This is a genomic window from Planococcus halocryophilus (assembly GCF_022489025.1).
GTDB lineage: Bacteria > Bacillota > Bacilli > Bacillales_A > Planococcaceae > Planococcus > Planococcus halocryophilus_A.
In genome coordinates, this window is the sequence record NZ_JAKVTG010000004.1 from 220,945 (window position 1) to 239,179 (window position 18,235).

General features: G+C 40.5%; 16 protein-coding genes. 9 read left to right on the top strand and 7 right to left on the bottom strand.

From position 1 onward, the window contains the following. Positions 1-35: 35 nt before the first annotated feature. From MLE13_RS07310 to MLE13_RS07325, 4 genes are all read right to left on the bottom strand, one after another. Positions 36-1,055 (bottom strand): DUF2804 domain-containing protein, encoded by a 1,020-nt coding sequence (locus MLE13_RS07310; protein ID WP_240749034.1) that lies wholly within the window; start codon positions 1,053-1,055, stop codon positions 36-38. A 133-nt stretch (positions 1,056-1,188) separates the two neighbouring features. Further along, complete coding sequence (locus MLE13_RS07315; RefSeq protein ID WP_240749036.1) at positions 1,189-2,046, bottom strand: DegV family protein; 858 nt, start codon at positions 2,044-2,046, stop codon at positions 1,189-1,191. A gap of 104 nt (positions 2,047-2,150) precedes the next feature. Next, a complete protein-coding gene (locus tag MLE13_RS07320; RefSeq protein ID WP_240749038.1) occupies positions 2,151-2,711 on the bottom strand; it encodes a glycerol-3-phosphate acyltransferase in 561 nt (186 codons plus the stop codon). A gap of 75 nt (positions 2,712-2,786) precedes the next feature. Further along, the gene (locus MLE13_RS07325) at positions 2,787-4,163 is read right to left on the bottom strand and encodes a dipeptidase (RefSeq protein WP_430905203.1); all 1,377 of its coding nucleotides are present in this window, start codon (positions 4,161-4,163) and stop codon (positions 2,787-2,789) included. Between the two features lie 149 nt (positions 4,164-4,312). Between MLE13_RS07325 and MLE13_RS07330 the strand changes: the two genes are divergently transcribed. The 3 genes from MLE13_RS07330 (at position 4,313) to MLE13_RS07340 (ending at position 8,112) form a co-directional block, all read left to right on the top strand. After that, positions 4,313-5,563: a CNNM domain-containing protein gene (locus MLE13_RS07330; protein WP_240749041.1), complete on the top strand. Its 1,251-nt coding sequence runs from the start codon at positions 4,313-4,315 to the stop codon at positions 5,561-5,563. A gap of 191 nt (positions 5,564-5,754) precedes the next feature. Beyond that, positions 5,755-6,291, top strand: a complete 537-nt coding sequence (locus tag MLE13_RS07335) for an RNA polymerase sigma factor (RefSeq protein WP_240749043.1) — start codon at positions 5,755-5,757, stop codon at positions 6,289-6,291. Positions 6,292-6,657: 366 nt separating this feature from the next. Continuing rightward, the gene (locus MLE13_RS07340; RefSeq protein ID WP_240749044.1) at positions 6,658-8,112 is read left to right on the top strand and encodes a phospholipase D family protein; all 1,455 of its coding nucleotides are present in this window, start codon (positions 6,658-6,660) and stop codon (positions 8,110-8,112) included. A gap of 61 nt (positions 8,113-8,173) precedes the next feature. On the opposite strand, the gene MLE13_RS07345 is transcribed toward MLE13_RS07340, so the two are convergent. Both MLE13_RS07345 and MLE13_RS07350 read right to left on the bottom strand, forming a co-directional pair. Further along, positions 8,174-9,739 carry an ABC-F family ATP-binding cassette domain-containing protein gene (locus tag MLE13_RS07345; RefSeq protein WP_240749046.1) on the bottom strand — a complete coding sequence of 522 codons (1,566 nt, stop codon included), beginning with the start codon at positions 9,737-9,739 and terminating at the stop codon, positions 8,174-8,176. 37 nt (positions 9,740-9,776) lie between these two features. Further along, positions 9,777-9,959, bottom strand: coding sequence for an SE1832 family protein (locus MLE13_RS07350; RefSeq protein WP_008430410.1), 183 nt, complete (start codon positions 9,957-9,959; stop codon positions 9,777-9,779). A gap of 147 nt (positions 9,960-10,106) precedes the next feature. Between MLE13_RS07350 and MLE13_RS07355 the strand changes: the two genes are divergently transcribed. Both MLE13_RS07355 and MLE13_RS07360 read left to right on the top strand, forming a co-directional pair. Beyond that, a complete protein-coding gene (locus tag MLE13_RS07355; protein WP_240749047.1) occupies positions 10,107-11,930 on the top strand; it encodes a cation:proton antiporter in 1,824 nt (607 codons plus the stop codon). 136 nt (positions 11,931-12,066) lie between these two features. After that, positions 12,067-12,630: an NADPH-dependent FMN reductase gene (locus MLE13_RS07360; RefSeq protein ID WP_240749049.1), complete on the top strand. Its 564-nt coding sequence runs from the start codon at positions 12,067-12,069 to the stop codon at positions 12,628-12,630. A 189-nt stretch (positions 12,631-12,819) separates the two neighbouring features. Here MLE13_RS07360 and MLE13_RS07365 read toward each other — a convergent pair whose 3' ends face one another. Next, positions 12,820-13,767: a nuclease-related domain-containing protein gene (locus MLE13_RS07365; RefSeq protein WP_240749051.1), complete on the bottom strand. Its 948-nt coding sequence runs from the start codon at positions 13,765-13,767 to the stop codon at positions 12,820-12,822. A gap of 253 nt (positions 13,768-14,020) precedes the next feature. On the opposite strand from MLE13_RS07365, the gene MLE13_RS07370 reads away from it, so the two are divergent. From MLE13_RS07370 to MLE13_RS07385, 4 genes are all read left to right on the top strand, one after another. Then, a complete protein-coding gene (locus MLE13_RS07370) occupies positions 14,021-16,180 on the top strand; it encodes a DNA topoisomerase III (RefSeq protein ID WP_240749053.1) in 2,160 nt (719 codons plus the stop codon). 64 nt (positions 16,181-16,244) lie between these two features. Continuing rightward, positions 16,245-16,736, top strand: a complete 492-nt coding sequence (gene ybaK, locus MLE13_RS07375; RefSeq protein ID WP_240749055.1) for a Cys-tRNA(Pro) deacylase — start codon at positions 16,245-16,247, stop codon at positions 16,734-16,736. Between the two features lie 65 nt (positions 16,737-16,801). Further along, entirely contained in the window at positions 16,802-17,443 is a 642-nt protein-coding gene (locus MLE13_RS07380) for a YczE/YyaS/YitT family protein (protein ID WP_240749057.1), read from the top strand. A gap of 149 nt (positions 17,444-17,592) precedes the next feature. Then, positions 17,593-18,228, top strand: coding sequence for a class I SAM-dependent DNA methyltransferase (locus MLE13_RS07385; protein ID WP_240749059.1), 636 nt, complete (start codon positions 17,593-17,595; stop codon positions 18,226-18,228). Positions 18,229-18,235: the final 7 nt, after the last annotated feature.

Genomic DNA, 18,235 nt, shown 5'->3' on the forward strand with positions numbered 1-18,235 from the left:
AAAGACGCGTCGAGTTTCCGACGCGTCTTTTTGTTTTACCATTTCGCATAATAATCATCGATAGAACCAAGAAGCTGTGTAATCTTCAGCTTTTTACCATCAGAATAACGAACATAGCCATTATAGTAGCCGAATAATTGATGGATTTCTGATTTGATAAGGCGGACATCGGTTTTTGATGTGCGCTCAAAAAAGGGAGAGAAAGTCAGTCTAACATCATCAGAGAATTTGCTATGAATCAGCCACGGTTTTTTATAATTTTCCCGGTCGTAATGAAACAAAACATCTTCATGAATCTTTGTCATTTTACCATTAACGAAAAAAGCGTTTTCTGTCATGCCAGTGCCATCGGTCCATTTTCCACCTAAATTTAAACCAATCACTTTTCCAAGCGAACGCTGCGAAGCCATGGCCCAATTCCAATGAGATTCTCGTGGCAAAACGCCTCGCCCATAGTCTAATACGGCAAAACTATCGACTTTCTCAAACTCAAAACGTTGGGTGCCGATTTTTACCATGCCACTTACAGGAAGAGAGTTATGCTTAGCGGAAAATTGGAAGGTTTGACGATTCCAAGGAACAACGACATTTAAAGATTCGTGATCTGGAGGGTGAGAAATGACCAGTATGGCTTCTAAATCCTCACCATCAAATTCTTTTACACTAACAGTTAAATGTGTGGCGTCTTGACTATATACAGATTCGATTGTCATTGTATCACTTCGGAAGTAGCAAGGATCCAATACGTTTTCGGATAGTTTCACATGTCTCGTAAATGGAAGCACAACGGTTTTCTCATAAAAACGTTGCGTCTCATAATTTAAGAAATAAACAAAACAGACGGTCGCATAGTCTAAGTGAGAAATGGTGGCCGAAAACAAAATTTCATCTCCAAATACGCACCAATAATTCCACTTCTTTTTACGCATAAAGTTTCCACGCAAATTGCTTTCTACCAATGGCTGCTTGGCATACCCAATAGCATTCGGATTTAATTGGCCTTTTGCATCACAAAGTTTTACAAATTCAGTAAGCTCTCGTTCAACATGTTGCATTAAATCCACCTCACGGTTAATCTTCTCCTCTTATTGTATCAGAACAAAACGAGAATATCCGTTGGGACCATTGTATTCGTGCTGAAAGTCTGAAAAATAAAATAAGTGATATGTCTTAAGTCTCTAATATGTGTTAGAAAGTTTCTTTTCTCCAAAGAAATGCGATTGTGCCTTCTCCTGCATGAACGGCAAGTGAAGAACTTAAATCACCGATTAAAATATCTGCTTCAGGAATTTCTTTTAATACTTCCTGTTTTAAATTTTCAGCTTCTTTCAATACATTACCATGCATAATTTGAAAGCGTTGCACTCCAAATTCTGCATGATCTTTTTTTGCGTGATTGATTAAATACTGAATGGCTTTTTTATGTGAACGAACTTTATCGATAGGCTGTAGCTCGCCTTCAGGAGTAAGTTGAACAATAGGTTTAATCTGCAGCAAACTTCCTAAATAATATTGAGCACCGCTCATGCGTCCACCTTTATAAAGTTGAGTCAAATTGCCGATTAAAATATAATTCCGGAAATTTTCCGTTTCTTTCGCCAGCTTTTGCGCGATTTCTTCTGCTGAGTGTCCTTGTTCTTGAAGTTTAAGCCCCCGTTCAATCAAGCCAGATAAGCCGTAAGACAAGGCTAGTGAATCGATCGTATAAACTTTGAATTCGCTCATTTCAGCACCAGCAGTAGATGAAGCGATAGTTCCGCTAAGTTTTGCAGAAGCATGGACAGCAATTGCACATTCATACTCTTCTTTTAGTTGATCATACAACTCTGCAAACTTTCCTGCAGAAGGCTGGGAGGTCTTAGGAAAGGTAGTAGATGCTTTAATGCGTTTATAAAGTTCTTCGTTCGTTAAATCCACACCATCGTCTATAAACTCTTCTGTACCAAAATGAATGTTCAAAGGAACAACATACACATCCGGATGAGCTTTAAACTCTTCTGTCACGAAACCGGTCGTATCGATAATCCAAGCAATTGGTTTTTTCATAAAATACCCCTATCTTTTAGAATAATTAGAATACAAAAACTATACCACGGATAATATTCTAGCGGTAGTGTGAGCTTTGTAAACGGTTTATCTTTAATGGGAAATCAACGAAACCGGCTATTGAATGATTCTTGGATGTCGAATTTATGTTTAATAACAATAATAATAATTGCCATAACAAGCGGCCAGACGACAATCCAAACTTGAAGAATGAACGCCATGATGATAAATCCAGCAAAACTTGCTAACATCGATAAGGTTGCGCTTTTTAACCAAGGATAAAAGGCGAAAAATAAGATGAACATAGCTAAAAACAGATCAGGCGTTAAACAAAAGCTTACACCGATAAAAGTAGCAATTCCTTTGCCGCCGCGGTATTTAAGCCAAAAAGGGAATAAGTGGCCGATAATAACAGCGAAACCGGCAACCGCTATTGCCCAAATGGAAAAGTCGAAAAAGAAGCCAATCCAGACAACTAATGCTCCTTTTCCTGCGTCTCCAAGAAAAGTCAGAAGAAAGGCCGATTTTCCAAGAATGGCACCCGCATTTCTGGCGCCAAGATTGCCGCTACGTTGTTGCCGCAAATCAACACCTTTCCATCTACCAATCCACCAAGCCGTCAGTAAATTGCCGATAAAATAGGATACTAACCAGTAAACAATCATAAAGAGCCTCCAGTTTTAAAATCACAACAAAATTTAAGGCCTTCCCTACATATGGGAAGGCCTTTATAGGAAAGATTAGTTTAACTCAGCTACTTCGAAAAGATAGTCGCTAATAACACGAAGGCCTTTATCGAAATTTTCAAGGTGGAAATGTTCGTTTGGTGCATGGAAATTTTCAGATGCTAAACCAAAGCCCATTAAGACAACAGGTAAACCTAAAATTTCATCGAATGCAGCAACAATCGGAATTGACCCACCCATTCGTGTAAATGCAGTCGGCACGCCGTATACTTTTTCATAAGAACGACCAGCTGCTTGAATAGCAGGGTGGTCAAAAGGTGTTAAGAACGGTTTGCCCTTATCAAACTCAGTGATTTCAACAGATACACCAACAGGTTTATGGGATTCAACATGTGCTTTTAGTTTTGCGACGATATCATCTGGGTCTTGGTTTGGTACTAAACGACAAGTGATTTTTGTGCTGGCTTCCGCAGGTAAAACAGTTTTAATGCCTTCTCCTGAGAATCCACCGGTAATGCCGTTAACTTCAAGTGTTGGACGGATCCAAGTACGTTCGACGAAGGAATACCCTGTTTCGCCAAAGTCTTCAGAAATACCAATTTCTTTTTTCTCATGTTCTAAGTCAAACTCAAGCGCTGCAAATTCTTCACGTTCTTTGTCGGAAACTTCTAGTACGTCGTCATAAAAACCTTCTACTTGGATTAATCCCTCTTGATCGCGGAACGATTGCAAAATTTCTACGATGGCATGCAATGGATTTTGAACAGCACCACCATATAAGCCAGAGTGCAAATCGCCTTTTGGTCCTTTAACATCGATTTGGATACCAGCAAGACCACGTAACCCGTAACATACTGCAGGACGACCAGGACCTTGCATCCCTGTATCAGAAATAACGATAACATCAGCTTTTAATAATTCCTGATTTTCTTCTACGTATTTTGGAAGGTTCGGGCTGCCGATCTCTTCTTCACCTTCAATGATAAATTTAACGTTAACCGGTAATTCCCCGTTTAACTGTAATAACGCTTCAATTGCTTTAACATGCATATAGACTTGTCCTTTATCGTCACTCGCGCCGCGTGCATACAATTTATTTTCGCGCACTTGCGGTTCAAAAGGAGCGGACTCCCATAGGTGAAGAGGATCTACGGGTTGCACATCGTAGTGGCCATATACCAGTACTGTCGGTTTGCCTTCTGCATGGAGCCAGTCCGCATAAACAACTGGATGTCCTTCAGTTTCATCGATTTTCACATTTTCTAGTCCTGCTTTTTCTAAGGCGATGACTAACCATTCTGCACCTTTTTGCATATCTTCTTTATGCTCGGATAAAGAACTAACTGAAGGAATGCGTAAAAATGTTTTTAACTCTTCTAGATGCGTTTCCCGGTTGTTTTTAAAATATTGGTCTATTGCTTGAGCATTCATCAAGATCCCTCGATTCGGTATATTTGTGGTTGAAAAAATTATAACATACCAGGTTTTGGTTTTCGACAAGGGGAAATTGGCTATGGTATAGTGTTTACTACGGAAAGAGTTCGTAAAATTATGTGTTTATGACACTGGAGGAAATAAAATTGTTTATAGCATTAGGAATCTTTTTAATCATGTCGTTTTTCTTATCAGGAAGCGAAACGGCATTAACTGCGGTAAATAGGATGAAGGTCCATCTTCGCGCGGAGCAGGGTGATGCCAAGGCGCAGAAACTGCAGAAGTTAATTGCGAAGCCGGACCGAATGATTACGACAATTTTAATCGGTAACAATATTGCTAACATCATGCTACCGACATTGGTAACGATGATTGCCATTTCGAGAGGATGGGAAGTTGGTGTTGCCACTGCCATATTAACAGTGGTGCTTATTATTTTTGGAGAAGTTTTGCCGAAAACAATTTCAGCAACATTTGCCGACAAAGTAGCTTATATCGTTTTCCCAGTCATCAGCTTTTTAGTGGTGATCTTATTGCCGTTAACTTGGCTATTGGCGCAATTCACCAATGTGTTTATTCGCATCATTTCCAAAGGTACAGTAAAAGAAGCGACCATGACAAAAGAAGAATTGCGTACGATGGTTGATATTGCCTCTACAGAAGGTACGTTTGAAGAAGAAGAGTCGGAACGCATTAAAGGGGTTCTGGACTTTCCTCATAAAGATGTATCAGACGTTATGTCCACTCACCGTACAGATACGGTAGGGATTTCTATTGACTCAACATATGAGGAAGTTCGGGATTTAATTTTGGATTCTTCTTATACCCGTTATCCTGTTTATGAAGAAAGCATGGACAATGTCGTTGGGTTATTTTATTCGAAGAAACTTATTGAATGGTCGATGAATCCAAACTTGACCTTAGAAGAATTGATGGACGATAACCCATTATTCGTTGTGCAATCTGTAAGCGTTGAAAAAGTCTTTAAAATGATGATGGCGAAGAAAAAACATATGGCTGTTATTCTCGACGAATACGGCGGCACGCTCGGAATTGTCACGCATGAAGACATTATTGAAGAAATGATTGGTCAAGATATCGAAGATGAAACCGATGAAGAAGATGATGAACTAGTTTTTGAAATGACGGACGAAGTATTGTCTTGTCACGGTCGTCTAGAAATCGAGGATGTAAACGACATGTTCAACGTAGAAGTGCCTAATGACCACGATACCATCGCCGGCTTTGTCATGCAGCAGTTAGGGCATGTGCCAGACGAAGGTGAAGAGTTCACATACGAAAACCTTCACGTAGAAATCAACGAAATGGACCGAAACCGAATTGTCCGTTTAACCATTACCAAAAAAGATGAAAAAGAAGAAGAAGTATTAGCTTAGTAACTTGCCTGTCTCCGGACAGGTATTTTTTTTTGGTAAATAATAAAAAGTTCCCTTTATTACACAATTGTAAGGGGAATGAAAGTAGAAGCGATAGAGTGAAAGGTGCAACTCCGTCACTATAAGGTTATAAGAGAAAGCGGAAGCGACATTGGCTTCGCTCGATAAATATAATAGACGGAGGCACGATCATGGAAACGTTATATACAGAATACAATCGCTATATCTACCATTTATGTTTAAAACTAACGCGCAATAAAGCGGAAGCTGAAGATTTGATGCAAGAAGTTTGGTTGAAAGTAGTACGATATGAGTCTTCTATTGCCGAAGTAGATCATGTTAAAGCGTGGTTAACAACAATCTGTATGAATACATTCCGTGATCGTTACCGTAAAAATGTAAGACGTAGCAAGCACTTGATTCAACAGCCAGAAGGCTTGGATGTTTCGTTGCTAGACTTGATTCCTTCAGATTCAGCAGGTGTATCTGAAATACTAGAAACACAAGATGTCTCTGTTATGATTCGCCATAAAATTGCAGAGCTAGACACGATTTACCGTACGACAATTTTGTATTTTTATGTCCATCAATATTCATTAATTGAAATTGCAGATGTCATGAAAGTATCGATTGGCACTGTGAAATCGCGCTTGTTCCGAGGCAAACAACGGTTAAAAGATATGTTAATGGACGATGACCGAACTCGTGAATATGTAGTAGCAATGTAAAAAAAGCAACCGATTTTTCGGCTGCTTTAAAACATAGACAAAAGAGGTGTTGGAATGAGTTTATTCCAATACCTCTTTTTTGAATAAATGAAGTGTATTTTGTAATCTTGTTCATCAACTCACAGCTTTAGGTAAGGTTATGGCGAGAATATAAGAAGCTGTTTCCAAACTTGAGATAACAGAACTCTACACTAGCAGAGACGCGTCCATAGGGTAGGCGAAGCTAGAAGATAAATGGTCTTCCTGGCTTCTTGCAGGAGCGATTCGTTTCTAACAAAAAACTATTTTTCGTCTTTTTTTTGTGTTAAAAATTTTATGACGGTTTTGTTCTTCTACTGGTTATAATGGACTGAAGGGGGCAGGATTATGAAAAAGAAAAAATCTCAAAATTGGAGTAAGAAAAAGAGGGTTATTATGGGTATTATTGGGATTCTTGCATTCCTTTATATCTTAGTGATCGTTTGGCAAACTTTTAAACCTTTGCCTGAAGGGGTTTCAAGTAAAGGTGATCTTCATAAAGTAGAACAAGTGGACATGTTTTATGATTTGTCTTATGCACAAGATAGAGAAGGTACAGAAACTGAAAGTGAATTGCGGATATTTAAAGAAATCTATAACATGATCGACCAAGCTGAAGAGTTTATCGTCATCGATCTTTTTCTTTTTGATAATTATAACGACTTGGACACGGATTTCCCTGCAGTAGCGGAAACGTTGACGAATCATCTACTCGACAAAAAAGCAGGAAATCCAGATATGCCAATTTACTTTATTACAGATCCCATTAATATCGGCTATGGCTCTTACGAAAGCCAGTTTTTAGATACATTAGAACAAGCAGGCGTCGAGGTAATCATTACTGATTTGGACAAATTGCGTGATTCTACGCCGCTGTATTCCGGTCTCTACCGTGTCATTTTCCAATGGTTTGATGCAGGAGGTAACGGGTGGATACCAAACGGCATGTCGAGTGATGCATCTGACTTAACTTTATCTTCTTATCTCAAAATGATGAACATTAAAGCCAATCACCGAAAAGCAGTTATTACTGAAAAAGAAGCCATCATCAGTTCAGCCAATCCTCATAATGCGAGTGGTTTGCATGGCAATATGGCATTTAAAGTTAGTGGACCTGTGATCAATGATATTCTTGAAGCTGAAGAAGCGGTATCTCGCTATTCAGGTGGACCGGATTTCCCGAGAATTGAAGCTGCAGAACAACAAGGAGACTATCAAGTACAATACTTGACCGAACGCAAAGTATTAGATGCCTTGCTATCAGATATCGAAAAAACAGCAGAAGGCGATTCAATCCGCCTTGCTATGTTCTATATTGCAGAAAGCAGTGTTGTCCGTGCTTTGACGGATGCAGCTAATCGCGGAGTGGACGTTCGTCTAATACTAGATGCCAATGAAAATGCCTTTGGTACTGAAAAAACAGGTTTGCCAAATCGACCAGTAGTTCATGAAATGTTAGCAGAGTCAGAAGATCGGATACAAGTGCGTTGGTATAATGCAATCGTTGGACAATTCCACACCAAATCAATCATGATTCAAACATCAGACGAAACGGTGGTTATGGGTGGATCGACGAACTACACAGAACGAGCATTTAATGATTACAATATGGAAAGTACGATTCGTATTTTAGCTCCGAATGACAGCGAATTAACAGGAGAGATGACGACTTATTTTGACCGACTGTGGAACAATGAAGATGCGCTTTACACATTAGATGTGGAAGAATATCAAGATGACTTTACTTTTTGGCAACGTGGAATTTACGGTTTCCAAAAATTATTCAAATTGACGACCTATTAATAAAAAAAGGGCTATCCTCAAAAGTCATTTTCATGACCTTTAGGAATAGCCCTTTTCTAGTTTAAGCTTCTTCTGGTTTTCCAGCTGCAATCCATTCTTCTACATTCCAGACTTTCGTTGCTAGTCCTTCGTAAAAATCAGGTTCGTGACTTACTATAACAATCGTGCCTTTGTAAGCTTGCATTGCACGTTTAAGTTCAGCTTTTGCATTGATGTCCAAGTGGTTGGTCGGCTCATCGAAAATTAGCCAATTGCTTTCTTCCATCATCAATTTGCAAAGACGAACTTTAGCTTGTTCCCCGCCGCTCAAGTGTGTCATCGGACGAGAAATATGTTCATTTTTCAATCCTGTGCGAGCAAGTGCCCCTCGGACTTGACCTTGGTCCATACTCGGATAAGCTGACCAAATTTCATCAAGTGGGGTATGCGTTGGTGCTTTTACTTCTTGTTCAAAATAGCTAGGCGTCAAATATTCTCCACGAAGAACATCGCCTTCAAGAGGTTTGATTTTGCCAAGCATTGTTTTAAGGAGCGTCGATTTACCAACACCGTTCATGCCCACAAGCGCAATTTTTTCACCGCGTTCTATCATAAACGTCAACGGTGGTAAAAGTGGCTTGTCATAGCCAATTGATAGAGCTTCTGCTTCTACAACATAACGACTCGGGCTGCGTGTTTCTTTAAAAGCAAATTGCGGTTTTGCTGCAATTTCGGGTTTTTCAATGCGATCCATACGGTCTAATTGTTTCTGGCGTGACTTAGCACGGCCAGTAGTAGACGCACGAGCTTTATTTTTCGCGATAAAAGTTTCGGTTTTTTTAATCATGTCTTCTTGTTTTTCATATGCTTCTAAATGTTGCTTTTTGCTCAATTCAGCAAGCTCTATGAATTTTTCATACGTCGCCGTATAGCGGGTTAGGCGTGAGAATTCCAAGTGGAAAATAACGTCAGTAACGCTGCTCATAAATTCTGTATCATGTGAAATCAATAAGAATGCATGCGGATAGTTTTTCAAGTAATTGACGAGCCATTGAATATGCTCTTCATCCAGATAGTTAGTCGGCTCATCTAGTAGCAAAACTTTTGGTTTTTCAAGAAGTAACTTTGCTAGTAATAGCTTAGTACGTTGTCCACCCGAAAGAGCTTCTACGTTACGTTCAAGTCCAATTGCATCGAGACCTAAACCGCGAGAAATTTCTTCAACTTTGCCGTCTAATGTGTAAAAATCTCCAGCGTCCAAAGCGTCTTGCGCTTCAGCCATCTGCTCAAGTAATTCTTCTAAACGATCAGGGTCCGCATCGCCCATTTGCATTGCGATATCATTCAATTCAGCTTCTTTTTTATAAAGAGGCAAGAAAGCATCTTGAAGAGTTTCGCGAATCGTGCGTCCTGGCTGCAGCTGGGTGTGCTGATCTAAGTAACCATAATGTGTCCGTGGCTGCCACTCTACGCGTCCATCATCGTGAATGATTTTGCCTGTTATAATATTCATCATTGTCGATTTGCCAACGCCGTTAGCTCCAACTAATCCAACATGTTCACCTTCGACTAAACGGAACGAGACATCGTTAAAAAGTGTCCGATCCCCGAAAGTGTGACTTAAATTTTCTACTGTTAATAAACTCATTTAATAAATTCCTCCATTATCATAAAAAAAACCGCGGTTACAGATCCGCGAGTTTTTTGTTTAATTCCGCAAGTTGTAGTTCCATTTTTTCTAACCGTAATTCTGCTTTCTCCACCATGCCGGCGTGTCCAGTCGTCTCTAGTTTCTCGATATCACCTTGATGGCGCACGTAATCCATTTTCAGTTCAGCAATCGCATACTCCAATTCCTGTTTGTTCACAAAATCACCCTTAATTTTCTATCATTGTAACACAATAACGTAAAAATTGAATGCTTTACGATTTTCATTCAGTATATAATACCTGTATAATTCCATAAAAGAAACTAAAGGAAGTGATGCGCTATCGACAGCTTATTGTTCGACTTAATGCTAATAATTTTTCTGGGAGTGCTCTCCCAATGGATCGCCTGGCGTCTTCAGTTTCCAGCCATTGTTCTGATGTCGATTGCGGGACTTCTTGTTGGTCCAATTTTTGAAGTGATTCACCCCGCTGAAAGTTTCGGTGAATTATTTAATCCTTTTATTTCATTAGCAGTTGCCATCATTCTATTTGAAGGTAGTTTAAATTTGAACTTTAAGGAAATCCGCACGTTTGGGAAGCCGATTTTACGAATCGTCACCTTAGGTGCATTTATCGCTTGGATTGCCGGTTCTTTTGCCGCGCATTACATCGCAGGATTATCGCTTGGTGTAGCATTTGTAATTGGTGGTTTGTTTATCGTAACAGGACCGACCGTCATTTTACCAATGCTGCGTCAAGCAAAATTAAAATCACGTCCAGCCGCTATTTTGAAATGGGAAGGCATTGTAGTCGATCCTTTTGGCGCTTTGCTTGCATTATTTGCATTTCAGTTTGTGTTGTTTGCCATTGGCGATGAAACCGCAGCCGCATTTGGCTTGTTTTTCTTAGCTTCTTTGTTTGCTGTAGCACTAGGGGCCGGGGCAGGAATGTTAATGGGAATGATGTTCGAGAAAGGGCAAGTGCCTGAATTTCTAAAAGCGCCAATGGTTTTTGGCATTGTTTTGCTGATTTTTGTTATTTCCGATATTGTTATGCACGAAACAGGCTTGCTAGCGGTAACCGCAATGGGGATGGTCATGGCCAATATGAAAATTGCTTCGATCAATGACATGCGCCATTTCAAAGAAAATATTTCAGTGTTGTTAATTTCTAGTATTTTCGTAATGCTGACGGCTTCTTTAAGTCTTGATGTATTGATCGGAATTTTCAATTGGGAGATTGTTTCATTCGTATTGGCGATGTTATTTATTGTTCGTCCACTATCGATTTGGCTATCAACAATTGGTACCGACATGACCATACAAGAAAAAACCTTAGTTGGTTGGATTGCGCCACGCGGTATTGTGGCATTAACAGTGTCAGGTTATTTTGCAGGTGTCTTGCTTGAAGCTGGATTTGAGGATGCAGAACTGCTGACGGCTTTAACTTTTGCACTGGTTTTCTCAACAGTAGTTGTTCATAGTTTCACAATTGGATGGGTAGGCAAGAAACTCGGTCTTGTTGCAGCTGAAGATCCAGGCGTTATCATTATTGGAGCGAGCCGATTTGCAACGAGACTAGGAAAAGTGTTAGCAGAATTTGAAAAAGGCGTCTTGATCATCGATTCTTCTTGGGGTCGTTTACAAGAAGCGCGCCAAAATGGATTGAAAACGTATGCGGGAGATATTCTCTCAGAGCATACGGATTATGAAGTGGATTTAACGCCGTATGAGACGATGCTTGTTGCTACAGGAACGGATTCTTATAATGCACTTGTCGTCAATAACTTTGTTCCAGAAATGGGGCGTGCGAATCTTTATCAAACTGCGATTCATGAAGGAGATCCGGATGATTTTCATGCTTCGTTAAGCGGACGAACTTTATTTGGCGAAAAGTGGAATATTCATGAGCTAGAGTGGAAAGCAGAAGAAGGCTACACGATGCGAAAAACCCAGTTGACGGAACAATTTAGTTACGAAGATTTCAAAGTGAAATGGGCGGAAGATACCATTCCGTTATTTGTATACTATTCGCAGGGGAAAATTGAATTTTTTGCAGAAAACAATAAACTCGAGCCAAAAGCTGGAGACACGATTGTCAGCTTTACTGCAACTGCTCCAGAATCTGAGCGGACTCAGGAACGTCTAGAAAGCAAGCGTACGAAAAACGGTTCTCAGACTAAAGAATGAAATCTCTCTCTCAAAAGTAATTTCGGTACGTATTGTGAAACAGGGTTTGTTATGATGAAGACAAACAGGGTATTGCGATGCTGCTTGCAAGAATGCAGTTAATAGCAAGAACGTATTTTGAGGAGGACAAGAGAGTATGAAAGTTTTATTAGTAGACGGCACGATCATCGGTAGCAAAACCGGTGCCATTCTAGAACAGATCCAAGTTTATATCAATGAAACAAATCCCGAAATCGAATTGAAATTGATGAAGTTAGCTGATTACGATCATCAGTTTGTTGATGGGCGTCCGCTAGGTGAATACAATGACAGCATGCAAGAAATCGTTCGTCGCTTTGAAGAAGCAGATGGCTATATCATCGCAACACCGATTTTCCAAGGATCTATTCCGGGTGTGCTGAAAAATACATTTGATATGCTTCACCCACGCACGATGCGTTACAAACCAGTATCGATTGTCGCAAACGGTGGCACGTATCAGCATCACTTAGTCATCGAAAATCAGTTGAAGCCAATTCTAGATTACTTCCGCTGTCTCGTAACGCCAAACTATGTTTACACGCATACGAGCCATTTTGATGGAACTAATACAATTGTGAGCGAAGACGTTCACAACCGCCTGCGCGAATTGGCCCGTGTTTTCGTGCAATACGCTGAAATGAGCAAGCATTTATCGAAAGAAACATTGGATAATCATTAATTTGATGAAAGAAGAAACCTCCCGGATGCGGGAGGTTTCTTCTTTTTGGATTTTATTTGAAATGGATTTAGGTTTTATTCCATTAATAGGGCTTACTGTCGAGATGAGACGAAATACTGTCGGAATCGGGTGAAATACTGTCCGAATTCAATCAAATACTGTCCAAATCACGAAAATACTGTCGGAGCGCTAAAACGCCTCCGGAATCACATACTGCCGATCTTTAAAACTGCCGTGATATGCCATTTTCGAGCTCGCTAATAGCTTTGAAGCGATTGAGGGAGACATAATTCCTGTAAAGTCGCGAAATTCTCTGCTGCTGATAGTCGTTTTGACCAAAGTGCGATATTGCCTCAGCGCATCAAGATGCGCGAGAGGATCAAAGTGCTGGCAAGCATTGCAACGCCATTTCCCACCACGATAATGGAGCAAGAAATTTGGACAATTGGGGCATAAGACGCCAGGTGGAAATGAATCCGTAAGTCCAAGTGACGCAAATGGTTTTATTGAATGAAGCGCAAGTAAGTTTTGGGCCAGTGACTCTGTTTTTCTCTGAGATAATACATCGTGCGGGTGAAGAATCAATAATTGTTCCATGAGGTGTGGTAGTCCAGATGACTGAATCATGATGCGACTTCCTGCGCGAGATTGAATCACAGACGATGGGTACGTAAAAATGATGGCGCCGACAACAGGCAGCTGGATGCGTTGCTTGAGTAAAAATTGTTCCAGCCATTTTTCGTGGCGGCGCAATTGATCGTCTGGATTGTTCATGCCATCAATGCTGCCGTCTTTATTGGTTCTGGAAAATTGCCTCAAAGTAGGATCGAAATTGAGTAAGCCGGAAATGCTTTTGATTTCCAAAGCCAATACAAATCGACTAGTCACAAGAACACTATCAATTTGATGGGAAGACTTCTCTTTTTGGATGAATAAGTCATGGATGAAATAATGCGGTAACGAGAGGTCGATTTCGTGCCAAAAGGAGTCTACGCGCAATTCGCCGTGATATCCGGCGGTGATGCGACGGAGCTTTTCAGTCCAGTGGGGATATTGGGGGTGGACGGTGGGCATTCGTTGAAGCAAACTTTCCAGCTGGAAAATTTCAGAAGGTTTCGTGCGTGTTTTAATGATCAATCGATCCTCTCCTTTATGTGAAATTACTTTAAATATAGCTAGAATTTGCGTGCTGTGCAAGAGGAATTTGAAGTTAATGGAAGTACTGTCGGGAATGGGTGAAATACTGTCGGAATTGGTTAGAATACTGTCCGAATTCCATCAAATACTGTCCAAATCACCAAAATACTGTCCAACGCCCAAAACCTCTCTCAAAAGCCAGTCCAAGCAGAAAATGTTACAATAATCACAGTAGAAATGAGGGTGAATATAAATGAAATCAATCGTTTTAGCAGAAAAGCCATCTGTTGCGCGTGACATTGCACGTGTTTTAGGGTGCGAACAAAAAGGCAACGGCTATTTAGAAGGCAAACAGTATATCGTCACATGGGCACTCGGCCATTTAGTGACGCATGCGCAGCCGGAGCAATACAATAATGACTTTAAAGAATGGAAAATGGACACGTTACCAATCATTCCAAAGCCATTCAAATTAGTGCCAATCAAACAATCGATGAAACAATTTAATGCGGTAAAATCTCAATTACAGCGCGGTGATGTCAAAGAAGTTATCATCGCAACAGATGCTGGCCGCGAAGGCGAGCTTGTCGCACGTTGGATTTTAGAGAAAACCAATACACGTAAACCGGTAAAACGGTTGTGGATTTCGTCAGTTACCGACAAAGCCATCAAAGACGGGTTCAATAACTTAAAAGACGGTCGCGCTTATGAAAATCTATATGCAGCAGCTGTAGCGCGCGCAGAAGCGGATTGGGTTGTCGGTATTAACGCAACACGTGCCCTAACGGTTAAATACAACGCGCAATTATCAACAGGTCGCGTGCAAACGCCGACGCTCGCCATGATTGCCGAACGGGAAAAACAAATTCGCAATTTCCAGCCGAAGCCTTATTACGGCATGCAAGCCATTACCGACCAAGCAACATTTACATGGACAGATGGCAACTCGACCCAATCGTTTGATAAAGAAAAAATCGATAATCTATTCAATAAACTCGAAAACACGCATGAAGGCACCGTAACGGATATTAAAATTACGCCGAAACGTCAGCCCGCACCGCCTTTATTCGACTTAACGGAATTGCAAAAAGAAGCGTATAAACGCTATAGCTGGTCAGCGAAAGAGACGCTGAACACGCTGCAAAATTTGTACGAGCGTTATAAAATCGTAACGTATCCGCGGACTGACTCGAAGCATTTAACGAGCGATATGCGCGATACACTGAAAGACCGCATCAAAGCGGTACAAATGGGACCATACCGCAGCGCAGCTTCAATGATATTGAAAAATCCAGTGGCACCGCAAAAAGGCGTGATCGATGATGCCAAAGTTTCCGATCACCATGCCATTATCCCGACGGAAGAAACGCCACCATTACACGATTTATCAGACAAAGAGCATAAATTATACGACATGATCGTCAAACGTTTCCTCGCTGTATTTTATCCACAATACGAATTTGATCAAACAACGGTCAAGTTAACGGCTGGTGGAGAAACGTTCCAAGCTAAAGGCAATACCGTTCGCAATGAAGGCTGGAAACGCATTTACAAAGACGAAGACGATAGCAACGACACGACGTTACCAGCGTTTGAAAAAGATCAAAAATTGACGCTTAAAGGCATTGCGTTAACAGATGGCAAAACCAAACCGCCCGCTTTTTTCAATGAAGGAACGCTACTTGGGGCTATGGAAAATCCAGCGCAGTTTATGAGCGGCGAAACAAAAGAAGTGATTCAAACATTAGGTGAAGCAGGCGGACTTGGTACAGTAGCAACACGAGCTGACGTGATCGATAAATTATTCAATACGTTCTTAATTGAGAAAAAAGGCAAAGATTTAACGATTACGTCAAAAGGTCGTCAATTGCTTGAATTAGTTCCAGAAGATTTGAAATCACCGAAACTTACTGCCGATTGGGAGCAGCAATTAACGAAAATTGCCAAAGGCCAATTGAAAAAAGAGCAGTTTATTACAGAAATGATCGCGTTCGCTGAAAAGTCGGTTTCGGATATTAAAAAAAGCGATAAGAAATTCAAGCACGATAACATTTCCGGCAAAATGTGCCCGGATTGTGGGAAACCGCTTCTTGAAGTCAACGGTAAACGCGGCAAGATGAATGTTTGCCAAGACCGCGAATGCGGCTATAAAAAACAAGTGGCGATGCAAACCAATGCACGCTGTCCGAATTGCCATAAAAAATTGGAACTACAAGGCGAAGGAGACGGCAAAATTTTCGTTTGTAAATGCGGTCATCGCGAAAAATTATCGGCATTTGAAAAACGCAAAAAATCAGGCCAATCAAAAGCCAATAAAAAAGACGTCAATAAATACTTGAATCAACAAGACGAGGCACCTCAAAATACAGCAATGGCTGAAGCGCTAAAAAAATTATTAGGGCAAAGCGAATAGAATCCCCTTACAGATAATGGTATGCTGTGATTAACGAATCTTTTCAACGCAAGGGGAAGATGTCATGGCAAAGAAAATCGCAAAAACGAACGCTGCTCGGATGCTTGATAAAGAAGAAATTCTTTATGAATTGCTTCACTACACAGTGGAAGACGGCAAAGTGGATGGAGTGTCTGTAGCTGGCAAAATCGGCTATCCTCCAGAACTTGTCTACAAAACTCTTGTCGCATCAGGTGCATCAAAACAAGCCTATGTCTTTGTTATTCCCGTAGCACAAGAATTAGACTTAAAAAAAGCAGCGAAAGCTGCCAGTGAAAAGAAAATCGAGATGATTCCTGTGAAAGATATTTTGTCCTTAACAGGTTATGTCCGAGGCGGCTGTTCACCTGTCGGAATGAAAAAATCATTTCCAACGTTTGTTTCTGCAGAAGCCGAGAAATTGTCTGAACTGATCGTTTCTGCCGGTAAAATCGGGATGCAAATAAAACTTGCTCCAACCGAACTTGTGTCTGTAACAAAAGGCCATTTTGCTGAGTTGACCGCATCAATTCAATAATGCCTCCATCCATTCTTTGTGAATGGATGGATTTTTCATATCAACATATAGAAAGAAGGATTTGGATGAAGCGTTCGTTATTTTATCGCTGGTTGTTTTTTATTGTTGGATTGATCGTTCTCGCTCTTGGGTTTACGATGACCATCAAAGGTAGCAAACTAGGCATCGGTCCATGGGATGTTTTACATGTTGGTTTGTACTTGAATTTCGGACTGACGATTGGTACCTGGTCGGTGATTGCTGGATTCACAATCATTGCGATCACAGCTTTCTTCACACGACAAGTTCCACAAATCGGTACTTTTTTGAACATGGTGTTAGTGGGTATCTTTATCGATATTTTTAATTTTTTAATTCCAGATATTCATACGCTAGTTGGACAAATAATAATTTTGTCGGCGGGTATTGTCATTTCAGGTTATGGCGTTGGTCTTTATGTATCACCCAAAATCGGTGCGGGTCCGCGAGATAGTTTGATGATGTTGCTCGTTCATAAAACTGGTCTGAGTATAAGTGTCGTTCGTGCAGGGATTGAAGTAGGCGTGGCCCTGCTTGGTTGGTTGCTCGGAGGTCCTGTTGGCATTGGTACGATTGCCGTTGCATTATTGACTGGCCGAATCGTCCAGCAATCGTTGCCTCAGTTTGAAAAACTGCTCGTAATATTAATCGGCGATAAAGAAAATCAGTCGCACGTTCTTAAAGTTTAAAATCAAAGCCAGGCATATGAGCCAGGCTTTTTTTCGTGGAAAAAGAGTAAACGACTTGTTCCACAATACTTGAAACCTTCAAAGCAATATGATTTAATAAAACCTAGTAAGTCTATTGGTTTTGTATAAAACCCTAAGGAGGCATTTTTATGGGACGTGAATTTGTAGAGATATTTGATGAATGGGTACATACTTATGATGAATCAGTAAATGGAAATGACGAAGAGTATAAAGATGTCTTCTTAAAATATAACGAAATCTTACAGGCAGTTGCCGAGGCAGCTATTGGACCTGTCATAGAATTTGGCGTTGGTACGGGCAATTTGACGAAAAAATTACTTGAGCGAAATCTAGAGGTAGTCGGAGTCGAACCAAATCAAGCGATGCGGGAAGTGACCGCTCAAAAAATGCCGAATTTAACAGTGGTAGACGGCGATTTTTTAGAATTTGAAACATCGATTTTCCCGCAAAGTTTTGTAAGTTCATATGCATTTCATCATTTAACAGATGTTGAAAAAGCCCAGGCGTTTCAGATTTATGCCGAAAAACTGTCAACTGGTGGTAAAGTGATTTTTGCAGATACCGTGTTTAATTCAGAACAAAGTAAGAAAGAAATGATTGCTTTTGAACAAGCAAGAGGTCATATCAATTTAGTAGAAGACTTGAACCGTGAATACTATACGACGGTTCCGAAATTAAAAGAGTTAATTACAAAAGCAGGGTTTATCGTAAAGTTGTCGAAGATGAACAACTACGTCTTTTTGATAGAAGCAACTAAAATATAAGGAGCGA